We start from the raw sequence: 11,993 nt of genomic DNA, 5'->3' as shown, positions 1-11,993 counted from the left end.
TTATGAGTTATTGCCCGAAACCTCTGAGACTTTTATCTACCTTTCCATGATCCGTATTATGGTGAGGCGACTTGCTTAAATTTTGACTCCCTAAAACTTTTCAAACACCCTCTTAGAGCGATTCTCCAAAGGAGACGCTTCGCGAACGCAGCTATTCGCAAATCTTTCTGTAGTCTTTTTTTATTGAGTTGCTGGTTTTCTTTGAGTAAACCCTGGTAGCAAGTGTAGGCAGCAGTATCAAAGTTGAGTATTCTCACTCCTTTGAAATACTCTTGAGTAGTCCACAGTTTAGTATAAAGGTTTACTAAGTTAGCAGATTCAGTCCGGTTATTAATTTTGACTACCCACCCGTTAAAAATTTCTTGAACTGTGACAATGGTGATAGCCAAATTGGGATAAACTTGAGCAACTTTAGATATAACAGCTTGGTTTCCTTGAAGTAAAAGCGAAACATGGTCTGTGTCGAGTATATAAAAACTCATCCTGCATTTCTCAATCTGAATCTAATCCTCAGCCTTTTAATCTTCATCTACTGCCTTACGTTCTGCTCTGAGATTATTAGCAATTTCAGCAAAATCTGCATCGTCTTTAAACACACCCGCAAATTTTATCCAAGGATTTTCTGCTTCGCTTTGAGGCAATTGAATTTCTAATGGAATAATTTCTATCTTTTCAAGACGAGTTGACAAAAGTGTTTTCAATTCTTGCACAGCTTGTTCAGTAGTAGGTGCTTCAACCTGAGTGTTGGGAAATTCTAGGACAGAAGCTATTACATTTCCTTCATTGTTACGTTCCAGTAGGATATGTAACTTCAAGTTTTCAGACTGAGGTAACGTTACGGAAGAGAAATTGATAACCATATATTTAATTATTACCAAGCCTTGAACAATAATGTACTCTTCTACATCTAGCATACAAGGCAAGAGTATAACTTTCTAACTTGCCAACAAGTTAGCTGGTTGACAACCCAACTTTTTAGCAAGTTGCCTGGTTGTAAACCTAACTTGCTATATTAATGACTTGCCAGTAAGCTCATAGGCAAAATGTTTGGCCTAAAATTCAATGATTATTGCACTAGCAAATCAAAAAGGAGGGGTAGCTAAAACTACCTCCACTATATCTTTAGGGGGGCTACTGGCTCTTAAGGATACTGTCCTCGCTGTTGACCTTGACCCTCAAGGTAATCTCACCACAGGGCTGGGAGTAGAAGTGGCTGATGACCAGATTAGCTGCTACGACGTTATTACAGAAAAAGCAGAAGTCATCGATGGAGTAGTTTCTACTAAATTTGGACTCAGCTTATTGCCTGCTGACATCAACTTAGCTAAGGGAGAAACGGAGATACTCATGAAAGTAGGTAACTTTTACATCCTTAAAGAGCGACTAGCTCCCGTACTCAAGCAATTCCATCACATCTTAATTGACTGTCCACCTTCTTTGGGACTGTTAACGGTTAATGCCTTGGCAGCTGCGGATGCAGTTCTTATCCCAGTGCAGTGTCAATTTTTCGCTTTAAAAGGGCTGGCTGCACTGTTGGAAACAGTTGCAAGTGTTCAAAAACGTCTTAATCCCCAATTACAAATACTGGGAGTACTGCCAACAATGGCTGAAAATACGGTCATGACTCAAGATGTCTTAGCCTCCTTAAATAAGAGACTACAAAACATTCAGATATTTGAAGCCGTTCCGAAGTCAATCAAGTTCTCTGAGTCAAATCTGGCAGGCGAACCCATTCACATCTATGCTAAAGACCCCAAATTAGTGCAGCCTTACCAGTTAATCGCTAATTTAATTGCTGCAATCTAATTAAGGTGAAAAGACAGATGACAAAACGACGCGCCAGATTAAATGACGATAATGATCCGTTGTCCTCGACCGATAAAGTTTTAGCTGGGTTTGAGCAAATTGGCAAGTCAACAAGTCAGCAAGATGAAGTGTCAACCAGTAAGGAAGCTGACAAGTCAACAAGTCAGCAAGATGAAGTGCCGACCAGTAAAGAAGCTGACAAGTCAACAAGTCAGCAATCCAAGAGTGAATATACATCTGAAGCTTCAACAGGTCAGCAGGATAACACGCCAACCATTCAACCAAACAGCAATTCAACCAGCCAGAAAGCTAACTTGCTAACAAGTCAACAAGTCAACGTAGAAAAAGTTTCATTGCGTAAATCTACATTTCAAATCAGTGAAGAGGTACTGCATCAGTTAGACAAACTGCACCTTACACTCCAGTTAGAGTTAGGAAAAGCCAATGCTCCTTATAAAGAAGTGATTGTAGAAGAAGCTTTAGTACAACTTTTAGAGTCGTTTAACTCTGAGCGTACAGCTTTGATAGAGGTATTGATGTCAAGGCAGAAAAGCCGGGACAAACTTTGAAAGATGAGTGTGCGATCGCCTGAGTAGCATCCTCATACACAGAATGACCACCCCCAAAATCAATGGGCAGGAAATGTGGGTAAGCCGAAAATTGTAATCAAACTAACGCATCTCCACCATCAATTAGCAGAGTTGCTCCTGTGATAAAACCATTACCCATGAGAAATAAAACTGCATCGGCAATCTCTTCGGGTTTGCCAATTCGTCTTACAGGAAGTTTTTCAGCGATAGCTTCGACAACCTCTGCGCGCTGCTCACCAAAAACTTTATCAAGCATCTCAGTATCAATTACACCAGCACAAACAGTATTAACTCTAATAGGAGCTAACTCGACTGCTAAATTCCGGGCAACTGCCTCAATTCCTGCATTGGCGGCTCCAGCTACCGCTAACCCAGCATAACCACGACGACCAGCTAAACCTGAAATAAAGGTGATTGAACCATTGGTGCGTATTTGGGAGATGCCGTGCTTCACCACATGGAAAGCTCCCCAAATTTTGCTGTCCAAAGTAGGACGAAGTTTCTCCATCGTTGTTTCTGACAATGGAGCAGTGGAAGCATCTTGAGCAGAAATAAATAAATGATCAAATGCACCAATCTCGGCAAATGCTTGACTAATGGCTGCTTCATCTATTACATCTGTAGCAATTGCTTTTACCTTGGCTCCAATTAAGCCCTTTGCTTGTTCAAGTTTGGTAGATGAACGTCCTAGAATAATGACGGTTGCACCTTCGGAATGAGCCAGTTTTGCAACAGCTAATCCAATTCCTGAACCGCCTCCGACTACAACTACTACTTTATTCAATAACCGCATTCACACCTCTGACAACTTAACATCGGCTACACTAGCTGACAATCGGATTGTTTTGCTATTGCTATACTCCACCGACAACATCGTTAAACTTACGACATCGTATCTTAAACCGCTGCATATTTAGGGATTTTTGCATGACCATAGTCACAATTGCTGCCAGCAATGGATTATGAGAGTAGTGACAATTGAAGAAACGAACTGTTGACTCAGGAATTTTGGAGTTTCCATTTCGGCTCGTAGCAGATGTGCCAAATGAAGAATCGAGGGGTCATTAATCTGCATCTTTAAGATAGGCTGCTGGATGAGAGAAAGCATTTTTTGGTCAACAATTTGCTTAAATCTTAAAGGGCTGAGTGTGATTTGCAGATAATCTAGAAGTGGAGTTTTCTGGGCATCAGTCAACCAATCGGATTCAAATTGTTCTGCAATTGTGGCAGTGACTCCTAAGTGGAGTATCGCAATATTTACTATTAAAGTATTGCCTGAGCCTTGAGGTAGTTTGGCCGAACGTACATACTTGACTCTAATCCCATCCCAAGAAGCTTTGAGAATGAAAATATCAGGCTGCATAATACAATTAACTGGGGCGATTACCTTCTTCGTAAGTCCAGGTCATTTTCATTTGTGTAACTTTCCAGTGTCCGTTGATCCGGGTTAGCCCATGATTGTAGAATCCACCCAGTGTCCAAGTTTTACCTGATTTACCGTCAAGATAGACGTGATGCGCCCGAAAGTTGGAAGTGCAGGTCGCTTTATCGCCATTAACTATCACTGCATGATTGGTAATCATGTGCTGAGTGGCTTTGAAAGTTTTGCTGAAAAAGTCTGCCCAACCAGCAACTAAAGTATCTGCTACTACAGTATTGGAAGTGCCACCGTTAAGGGAAGTGTAGTCAGTAAAAACCTTGTCAGCAAAGGCTGCACGACACGCTTTCCAGTCTCGTAAATCTGCACCCATGCCAATGATGTTTACGGCATCGATAATTTCAGTGCGGTCTACTAATTTTTGCAGTGTTGCGGTATTCATAGTTACTTGGGTATTTGCTTGGGTGGGAGATTTAGTCCGAGCAGTGGCAATCGCTGTACTAGAAAAAAATCCTGTCAAGCCCGCACCTAAAGTAAGAAGGATATTACGACGTTGGTGATTCATGATTGTATTGAACAATATGATTTGAGTTACATTCTATACAGTAGCTAAGATACAGCAGCGCCCGTTGACTGAATCAGCACATCTGTTTGGTAGAAAGCAGGCTTAGATCCAACTGCTACGCAAAGGCCAGACGGCGTAGTTCAGAACGTCCGAGAGTGTAATAGGTGTTGAGAGACATATTCCTAGCTCTTTAATGAGTATAAAAATTGAAAATTGTTTAAAGTTTCTTCTTTTGGCGCACTGCTTGATTACCGTTGCCCAGTAAAGCCACTGGGATTGCCCCAAGCCTCAATAAAAACAATAGGGTTGTAATATTCACGAAATAGTACGACCTGTCCATCACGGAATTTGAAGAGTCCAGCGTAGGTGTTGTTGTAAGGTTTTTTCGTTGCCAGCACTTCAATTTCGCCGCGAAATTCTACAAAGAAAGTATTGGGGTCAGTGGTTGGGTAAATCTTCAAGTCAGGGAACACCATTCGCCCAACACTAGTAGGTAACGCAGAATAATGTTTGGCAACTGCGGCTTTACCTTCAACTCGATTAGGAAATCCAGCAGGAGAGTAAGGCATATCCTGTACGCCATCATCCGCCCATAGCTTTAACCATTCATCCATGCGTTTTTGGGACAGCAACTCGAAATATCTGCGGATGGTTTGCTCATTCTTTTGGCGGACAGTTTCGGCACTAGTATTTCCTTTAGGGATATTTGTTGTATCAGCCTGACTTTGAGGTGCAATTGTCAATAAACCCAACATTAAAGTTACGCCAATCAGAGCTTTTTGGATTAACATCTTCCTAAATTCCTTGTTTACAATCTCCCAGAAACGATGAAGCTCAAAACTTTTATAGAGATGTTCTCAATTGCTTAACAGTGAGAGCAACAGCTTGATTAATAGTTGCTTGTTGGTCATAGAAATCAAATTGTTGAGCTTCAGGAAACCAAACTATATCTTTGTCCTTCCCTGGAATTGCTGCAAAGAACCGACGCGCACCATCAGGAATCGCGGCTTGATCACTGTGGATAAACAGGGTTGGCACCTTGATTTGCTTGGCTTGTGGCATGGCACTAAAAGTCAACCATTCTCCCCAAGACATTACCGCAAATTGGTTTGCCCATTGAGGAATTGCACCCCGTTTGGGATTGAGATAGTAGTCTACATTTCCATACATCGCGGCCTGTTTATTTGTAGTGCTAATGGCAGGAACGTATTCTGCTTTGCCAGTCTGCTCAAATTTGGCTCGTGCTGCCTGTGACGACTCAATTTTTGCTTTTACAACTTCCTCTCCACCGTAGATGGTATTGACAATTGTTGCATCATGAATCCAAGGTGCAACAGCTATAAATGACTTGATGCGGGAATCTCTTGCTGTAGCTACTGCCATGTAGCCTGCCGAAGCACAAATTCCTAATCCGGCAATCCGATTGCCATCGACAGCTTCAACAGTTTGCAAGAAGCTGACAGCATTTTTGATATCTGCAATTTTGGCACTGGGAGACTCAAAACCTCGAACCTTACCGCCGCTTTCCCCAAAGAAGCGAAAATCAAACGCCAAGGCTGCAAATCCTTGTTCAGCAAGCTTTTGAGCATAAGTGGCTGGCATTTGCTCTTTTACTGTTGTCCAAGAACCTGCAACAACCACTGCGGGTAACTTATCGCCAGCTTTGTAGTTTGCAGGTAAATATAAGTTACCAACCAGTTTTTCGCCTTCGCTTTGAAATGTGACTCGATTTACACCGGGTTTGTAACTGTTAGCAGCAATGATAGTATCGGAAGCTTGCTGCACTTGCGGCTTTGTTGAATTCTTGCTTGCCGAAATATTTTGAGCTATAGCAGAAGTGCTAACAGCTACTAATACCAGTGAGAGGGCAGAAGCTTTAATGATAGAGGATATTGCTTTCATGGTTGATTCTGGGTTGTTTTTTGCTTGTTAAGTACAATTTAGAGAATCTGCCCAAAAAACTCACGCCCGATTCTTGCGCGGTTATATCAAAATTATGCTCAACTCAATTCATTTTGCTCGGCTTTAAAAACAGTAGTCATTGCTTGGTGTTGGGTTACTGCATAGTAAAATTAACTAATCCAAAGTTGCTCGTCTCGCTCCATATATGTTCTAAAGACATTAATGCCTGAGAGTCAAATCCATTTGATTGACACTGTTACCGCAAAACAATTCTTGGCAGCACCCCAAGGATGTGTACAGCTATCAAGTACCGAAGCTGGATGGCGTAGTATTGTTGTGGAAATGCATAGCATTCCGGCGATGGAACTGCCTGAACATTATGTTCAAGGACATCGCCTTATAGTTCATACTGGTCAACCTATCAACTATGAGTGGAAGGATAACAACCGTTGGCGAAGCAAGCTGTTACATAGGGGTGAGTTTTGTTTGCAGTCCCACGGAGAAATTAACTTTCCCCGTTGGCATGGTCGCTTTGAATTTCTAGCAATCGCTCTTGACCATACATTCGTTGACCGCAGTTTTCAAGATAGTGGTATCAAAGAAGGTACTGGCTTTCAAGAACAACGTGCTACATTTGACCCTGTAATTGCAGATTTTGCTCAACGATTTAAAGCTGAGTTGATATCGGGAAGTTATGGGGGAGTGCTTTACGGTGAATCATTAGCATTGGCGTTTGCGCTTTATTTACTCCAACAGCACAGCGTTTATCCCAAAAAACTTTCTCGACCACGCGATAAGTTCTCGTCGCTGCAACTAAGAGAAATAATCGAGTATATCCATGCCAATCTATCAGAGGAACTTAGCCTCACTCATCTAGCAGAACTTTTGAATTTAAGTGTTTTCCACTTTGCGCGTCTGTTCAAAAATTCTCTGGGGCTATCTCCTCACCAATATGTCCTACAAAATCGGGTGGAACGAGCCAAAAAGTTAATAACTGTCTGTGATAGTAACTTGACCGATATAGCTTTACAAGTTGGATTCTACGACCAAACTCATTTTGGTAAAGCTTTCAAACGAACTGTAGGTGTTTCTCCCAAGGTTTTTGCCAAGCTGCGGGCAACTTAAGCAAGAATTTACTATTTTGCCTAAGTTGCGCCTCTTAAGCTGAACCCAGAGTTCATGAGGAAAAAGCAATGACACAACATCGCCGCGAAATCATTAAAGGTGCTGCTCTAACTGCTACAGGAATAGTTTTAGGGGCAATATCGCCTGTTAACTCCCAAAAAACCGTAGCTCAGGAACAAAGAGGCGATCGCCCCCAACCTACCACCTCTAGACTTCTTGCTGGCAAAGTCGCTTTGGTAACTGGAGCCGCTCGTGGTATTGGACGAGCGATCGCCATCGATTTCGCCAGGAACGGCGCTAATGTTGCTTTACTAGATATTGCTGACCCGACTGGCGGAATGCCCATCTCCGGCTACCGCCTAGCTAACGAGCGCGAACTGGAGGACACTGTGGCTGCTGTGCGTGCGCTTGGAGTTAAAGCACTCAAGCTCAAGGTCGATGTACGTGACCATAAGGCCATGAGCGAAGCCGCAGCCCTTACTGCACAAGAACTTGGTGGTATAGATATTGCAGTTGCCAATGCTGGTATCGCTATCTGGACTACAATTGAAGGCTCAAACCAACAGCAATGGCGCGACACAATTGATGTCAATATTAACGGTGTATTTAATACAATACAGGCAGTTATCCCCCACATGAAAGCGCGTCAGGGTGGTCGCATCATTACCATTTCCTCCATCGGCGGCCGTCAGGGTGTAGTGGGCAATGGTGCTTATGGCACTACTAAATGGGCGGTGATTGGTCTAACCAAATCAGCAGCGATGGAATTGGGCCCGTCTAACATTACCGTTAATTCTATTGCACCAGGGCCTGTCAATACTCCTTTGTATCGCTCACAAGGGCAACTACGCTCGACAGGTGTTAAAAGCTTTGAAGAGCAAGACAAGTTAGTCGGTGCGATGTTGCCCTTAAAGGTTAAGCCTGCACTTGATCCCCAAGACATTGCCGATACTGCCACTTTCCTGGCTAGTGACCATGCCCGCTTTATTTCCGGTGAGGTGATAGATGTAGCACTTGGCTACAACACAATCTACACAGCTTGAAAATTTAAACACTATCGCGGAATTGCTTTGGCGTTACCCCGGAAAGCTTGCGAAATTGGGCGGTAAAATGACTTGGATTGGAAAAACCTACCTGATAGGCAATTTCTGCTGATGACAACCGTGTTACCTTGAGCAATACTTTTGCCCGTTCGATTCGTCGTTGCAGAATGTAGCGATGTGGTGGTTCTCCTACCAGTGTTTTGAATCCACGAGCAAAATGAAACTGACTCATGGGTACTAATGCAGCCAGATCCACGATCGCTAATTCCGAGCCTAAATTATCTTCAATATAATCTTTAATTTGCTTGAGCTTTAATATATCGAGAACACCCGCTTCCTGTAAGGTGGAGTTACTTGATACTCCACCGTAGTTTCTTAGCAGATGCACTGCCAGCACATTCTGCAAGGACTCGACATATAAATTGCCAGCCAAACCACCACTGACTACTTCAGACTTTAACAGCTGTGCTATATGCAGAATAGTTTGATCTGGAAAAATTACGCGGTGTTCCAACTTAACAGGAGTAGAGAGTCCACTTTCATCTGCCAGTCGGTTGAGCAACAACGGCTCTATTTTCAGATTTACATATTCACTCTCCTTTTCCCGCCGATGCCAGACAAACTCACGCTCCGAATACATAAACACACTTCCGGCAGGCATAGGGGCGGTTTCTGGCTTACCTCCATCCACAGACCAAGTGACACGTTTGTGGGGAAGAAACGCCACACTAATAGCGTGTTTGGGCATCGCAAAGTCGAAATCTCCGATCTCTTCCAAACGACCGTATTCGACAATCAAGTCATTCCATTCGGCTTTGAGAATCACTGCCGTCTGTTGAGGCTTGCGTTGTTGCATCAGAGAATTAGATATTTTATACCTTAATATTTATATACCTTAATTAGTCTCAATTTTAATTGAGTTGGCGTACCTTAGTCTTAAAGTGTGCATAGTACAAACATTAATACTTTAGAGTTGTCGGGAAATAGTGACTAAAATCGCTGAAAGGCTTAGGGAGTCTGGGTTTCAATAATTTTGGTCAGAAATCAATAAAAAGCTTGCTACAAGCAGATTTCAAGGATTTTTGAGCTTATTACCCAACAAGTCTTCTATATATTAAAGATATTCTGCAATTCCACTTATTTAGTCAAACGTGTAATCGATGCCTCAAAGTCTTCTAGATTCATTGATGTCTACAGCGTTCGCCTAACACTACCTCAGATGGTAGTGAGCCACGCTCATTTGATTGTTACCTCGCTTTCGCCACTACCGCCATAAAAATACCCCCATATTCTGGGGGCAATTTATGTGGTTGATGTGACTAAAAGGACACAATTGAATAATGAGAGTTCGCTATAAGGATTTCTGTATATATGCCCATCTTACAATGAGCTATTGGTGGATGTCTTCGGTGATCACCTTTTCTTCAAAATCGCTTCACAACAACTTTTCAATAAAATCGCTATTTACACTGTTAATCAGTGCTTACTCCCATTGGCAGCTTTTTCAAATCCTCAATCCGACAGCACCCCCGCTTCCATAGCTGTCTTTGGTTTTTATCTACAGGATGGTAATAAGCCCAAATACTGCTATCTGGTGCTTCATATAAAGAGATAATAAAAACCGTTTGTGTACCAAAGTTACCTGTACTTACCTCAATCTTTTGTTTGACAGTAAAAGTCTGTCCTGAACTATTAGTTGCTGTTGATAACTTTTTATAGGCTGGTTTTTTCGCTATTTGCGGTTGCTCTGTTTCTATCTCTGATTGCTCATGTTCACCAGAGGTATTTTCAAGAAAAACAGTTGATGATGATGAATTAACTGGTGCTGCCTCTAAGATTTGGGGTAAATCTGACTGTTCATTATCTACTATTATTGTTTGAGACACAGCATCATCAGTAATGACAGAGCTACTGTTTGTTTCTGACAACTCAATGCTTTTACTCTGGTTATTATTTATTTCTAATTCAGGCTCAACTGGCTGATTTTCTGTTGGTACGCTAGTTGATGCTGATGAAGATTGTGCAGAATTATTATCGTCTGTGGCATTATTTTTTTGCTTGACTACACGCAAAATAGCTGGCGGTAGCTGTGCGGCATCTGATGGTGAACTATTAGTCTTGGTGGATTTACGTTTAGGCATAATAAATTATTGCGGCAATGCACTCTTAAACGTTGATTAAATCAGCAATTGAGCAGGAAATGACTGCACTTCTTCTGTTTGATTAGCCCTCAGTAGTATCTTCCGTTGTGCTGGTTGATATAGTTGATATATCTGAAGTTGGAGATTGCTCACGCTCCTGTAATTTAATGCACTCCCCTGATTGAATTACTAAGCTAGTCCCGACACGTCGCACATTAAAATTCCAGAATTTCTTAATCGAATTTGATGGTAAAAATCCGATTAGTCTTAGTTGGAAATCTTTAGGTGGCTCAAAGTCTCTCTGAGGCTTTTGGTGAATTTTTACTTCTACTATCCCAAGTTCATAGTCTTGATATACAACTAATCCTTGTATAGAAAAGTTATCAGCTACTAACTGCAATTCGCTTTTTACTGAGTCGGTATATTTTTTTTCGTTGCGAACATTTATCAAAGTCACCCGAAGTTGGGTCGGAGAATCTTTGAATGGTGTTCTGGGGTAAACAGTCCACAGGTAATCAAGTGATAAATCAAGTTGAGATTGTTGAACTAATTTCGATGCTCTCCTAGCAAGCTTTGTCTCAAGCATTACACCGTCAGCAGTTATTAGTTGCCCTTGATAAATAAGCTCACTACTTGGTACATACTTCCCCCAGAGCCGACCAATTGCACGATATTCTAGTGGCTCTGTTGGCCTTATCTGTTGAGGATTGACTGATAACTGCTGTGTATCGTGAGTAATGATCATGCAAACAATCTGAAAATGAGTAATTTTTTTTGAACGCTGTTTTGATTCTAAACTGCTGCTCCCACTAAAATATTGTTTGCTCAATCTACTTCAAAAAGCACATCTACTTCTTGCATTGAAGGCGGTTCATGCAGTCCCAAGTAGAACTCAATAAGCCGCCACAGTTTCACTAAATTGGAGCTAGTCAACCAAACAGCTGATCCATTAAATCAACTGATTCTTCACCAGCAATCAAACTTGAGTGCGGAGTTTCTGCTTGCTCAACAGTTGATGGCGTTTCGGGTGATAGCTTCTGGCTATCCCCAGGTGTGTCGTTAAGGGGTGCTGGAGCCTGATTTAATGGCACAGACACACAGCTATAAACACTTGGCTCTAGCCCCAACTCCAGCGCCATAATGCCAAAATGACTTTCTGCCATTCGCCGTGAAATCAAATATGAATTTGTCAATTGCTGCTGTGAGCAACCCCCCAACTTATAGTGAGCGCGTGGCAGAAAATACATCACCAACATTTCTTCTAGCAATCTCTTAGCAACAGTTACCTCCAAAGAATTGAGGTAATCAGCCACCACAGCTAAAGGCGTATTTTCCATCGGTTGAAAGCGAGGCAGTGACAGACTCTTACGCAGTTTTTTCGCTCTTGTCACCTTTAACCTCTTTGGTTTTATCCAATAGCTGATCCATCATGCCAAAGCAATC

The 11,993-nt window shown here is 42.1% G+C and carries 15 protein-coding genes; 4 read left to right on the top strand and 11 right to left on the bottom strand.

Translation table 11 applies throughout. The features are described 5' to 3' along the window. Positions 1-56: 56 nt before the first annotated feature. Together H6G97_RS36030 and H6G97_RS36025 are read right to left on the bottom strand one after the other, a co-directional pair. Positions 57-482 carry a type II toxin-antitoxin system VapC family toxin gene (locus tag H6G97_RS36030; protein WP_190945384.1) on the bottom strand — a complete coding sequence of 142 codons (426 nt, stop codon included), beginning with the start codon at positions 480-482 and terminating at the stop codon, positions 57-59. Positions 483-518: 36 nt separating this feature from the next. After that, entirely contained in the window at positions 519-914 is a 396-nt protein-coding gene (locus H6G97_RS36025) for a hypothetical protein (protein WP_242055741.1), read from the bottom strand. 148 nt (positions 915-1,062) lie between these two features. Here H6G97_RS36025 and H6G97_RS36020 point away from each other — a divergent pair, with 148 nt between their 5' ends. Both H6G97_RS36020 and H6G97_RS36015 read left to right on the top strand, forming a co-directional pair. Beyond that, on the top strand, positions 1,063-1,806 hold the full coding sequence (locus H6G97_RS36020) for a ParA family protein (protein ID WP_109013426.1): 744 nt from the start codon (positions 1,063-1,065) through the stop codon (positions 1,804-1,806). A 17-nt stretch (positions 1,807-1,823) separates the two neighbouring features. Then, complete coding sequence (locus H6G97_RS36015) at positions 1,824-2,375, top strand: hypothetical protein (RefSeq protein WP_190945382.1); 552 nt, start codon at positions 1,824-1,826, stop codon at positions 2,373-2,375. A 97-nt stretch (positions 2,376-2,472) separates the two neighbouring features. On the opposite strand, the gene H6G97_RS36010 is transcribed toward H6G97_RS36015, so the two are convergent. The 5 genes from H6G97_RS36010 to H6G97_RS35990 form a co-directional block, all read right to left on the bottom strand. Next, complete coding sequence (locus tag H6G97_RS36010) at positions 2,473-3,189, bottom strand: SDR family oxidoreductase (RefSeq protein ID WP_190945380.1); 717 nt, start codon at positions 3,187-3,189, stop codon at positions 2,473-2,475. Positions 3,190-3,333: 144 nt separating this feature from the next. Next, positions 3,334-3,759, bottom strand: a complete 426-nt coding sequence (locus H6G97_RS36005) for a hypothetical protein (protein ID WP_190945377.1) — start codon at positions 3,757-3,759, stop codon at positions 3,334-3,336. A 7-nt stretch (positions 3,760-3,766) separates the two neighbouring features. Beyond that, entirely contained in the window at positions 3,767-4,339 is a 573-nt protein-coding gene (locus H6G97_RS36000) for a nuclear transport factor 2 family protein (protein ID WP_190945375.1), read from the bottom strand. Between the two features lie 248 nt (positions 4,340-4,587). Continuing rightward, on the bottom strand, positions 4,588-5,130 hold the full coding sequence (locus H6G97_RS35995; RefSeq protein ID WP_190945373.1) for a nuclear transport factor 2 family protein: 543 nt from the start codon (positions 5,128-5,130) through the stop codon (positions 4,588-4,590). A gap of 52 nt (positions 5,131-5,182) precedes the next feature. Continuing rightward, positions 5,183-6,241: an alpha/beta hydrolase gene (locus H6G97_RS35990; RefSeq protein WP_190945371.1), complete on the bottom strand. Its 1,059-nt coding sequence runs from the start codon at positions 6,239-6,241 to the stop codon at positions 5,183-5,185. Positions 6,242-6,463: 222 nt separating this feature from the next. Between H6G97_RS35990 and H6G97_RS35985 the strand changes: the two genes are divergently transcribed. Continuing rightward, a complete protein-coding gene (locus tag H6G97_RS35985; RefSeq protein WP_190945369.1) occupies positions 6,464-7,366 on the top strand; it encodes an AraC family transcriptional regulator in 903 nt (300 codons plus the stop codon). Between the two features lie 68 nt (positions 7,367-7,434). Further along, entirely contained in the window at positions 7,435-8,409 is a 975-nt protein-coding gene (locus H6G97_RS35980; protein WP_190945367.1) for an SDR family oxidoreductase, read from the top strand. Between the two features lie 4 nt (positions 8,410-8,413). Here H6G97_RS35980 and H6G97_RS35975 read toward each other — a convergent pair whose 3' ends face one another. The 4 genes from H6G97_RS35975 to H6G97_RS35960 form a co-directional block, all read right to left on the bottom strand. Continuing rightward, positions 8,414-9,265, bottom strand: coding sequence for a helix-turn-helix transcriptional regulator (locus H6G97_RS35975; protein ID WP_190945365.1), 852 nt, complete (start codon positions 9,263-9,265; stop codon positions 8,414-8,416). 616 nt (positions 9,266-9,881) lie between these two features. Beyond that, on the bottom strand, positions 9,882-10,550 hold the full coding sequence (locus H6G97_RS35970; protein WP_190945363.1) for a hypothetical protein: 669 nt from the start codon (positions 10,548-10,550) through the stop codon (positions 9,882-9,884). Positions 10,551-10,632: 82 nt separating this feature from the next. Further along, complete coding sequence (locus H6G97_RS35965) at positions 10,633-11,295, bottom strand: hypothetical protein (protein WP_190945361.1); 663 nt, start codon at positions 11,293-11,295, stop codon at positions 10,633-10,635. Between the two features lie 184 nt (positions 11,296-11,479). Continuing rightward, positions 11,480-11,941 carry a hypothetical protein gene (locus H6G97_RS35960; RefSeq protein WP_190945359.1) on the bottom strand — a complete coding sequence of 154 codons (462 nt, stop codon included), beginning with the start codon at positions 11,939-11,941 and terminating at the stop codon, positions 11,480-11,482. Positions 11,942-11,993: the final 52 nt, after the last annotated feature.

It is taken from the genome of Nostoc flagelliforme FACHB-838 (genome assembly GCF_014698065.1).
GTDB lineage: Bacteria > Cyanobacteriota > Cyanobacteriia > Cyanobacteriales > Nostocaceae > Nostoc > Nostoc flagelliforme_B.
The sequence above is the reverse complement of the archived record's forward strand: the minus strand, read 5'-3'. Positions and strand labels throughout refer to the sequence as shown.

Bases quoted from the DNA above. Each gene is read 5' to 3' on its own strand.
- H6G97_RS35970 (WP_190945363.1), bottom strand. From the start codon at position 10,550: ATGCCTAAACGTAAATCCACCAAGACTAATAGTTCACCATCAGATGCC.
- H6G97_RS35975 (WP_190945365.1), bottom strand. From the start codon at position 9,265: ATGCAACAACGCAAGCCTCAACAGACGGCAGTGATTCTCAAAGCCGAA.
- H6G97_RS36010 (WP_190945380.1), bottom strand. From the start codon at position 3,189: ATGCGGTTATTGAATAAAGTAGTAGTTGTAGTCGGAGGCGGTTCAGGA.
- H6G97_RS36025 (WP_242055741.1), bottom strand. From the start codon at position 914: ATGCTAGATGTAGAAGAGTACATTATTGTTCAAGGCTTGGTAATAATT.
- H6G97_RS35995 (WP_190945373.1), bottom strand. From the start codon at position 5,130: ATGTTAATCCAAAAAGCTCTGATTGGCGTAACTTTAATGTTGGGTTTA.
- H6G97_RS35990 (WP_190945371.1), bottom strand. From the start codon at position 6,241: ATGAAAGCAATATCCTCTATCATTAAAGCTTCTGCCCTCTCACTGGTA.
- H6G97_RS36015 (WP_190945382.1), top strand. From the start codon at position 1,824: ATGACAAAACGACGCGCCAGATTAAATGACGATAATGATCCGTTGTCC.
- H6G97_RS36005 (WP_190945377.1), bottom strand. From the start codon at position 3,759: ATGCAGCCTGATATTTTCATTCTCAAAGCTTCTTGGGATGGGATTAGA.
- H6G97_RS35965 (WP_190945361.1), bottom strand. From the start codon at position 11,295: ATGATCATTACTCACGATACACAGCAGTTATCAGTCAATCCTCAACAG.
- H6G97_RS35985 (WP_190945369.1), top strand. From the start codon at position 6,464: ATGCCTGAGAGTCAAATCCATTTGATTGACACTGTTACCGCAAAACAA.
- H6G97_RS36000 (WP_190945375.1), bottom strand. From the start codon at position 4,339: ATGAATCACCAACGTCGTAATATCCTTCTTACTTTAGGTGCGGGCTTG.
- H6G97_RS35980 (WP_190945367.1), top strand. From the start codon at position 7,435: ATGACACAACATCGCCGCGAAATCATTAAAGGTGCTGCTCTAACTGCT.
- H6G97_RS36020 (WP_109013426.1), top strand. From the start codon at position 1,063: ATGATTATTGCACTAGCAAATCAAAAAGGAGGGGTAGCTAAAACTACC.
- H6G97_RS36030 (WP_190945384.1), bottom strand. From the start codon at position 482: ATGAGTTTTTATATACTCGACACAGACCATGTTTCGCTTTTACTTCAA.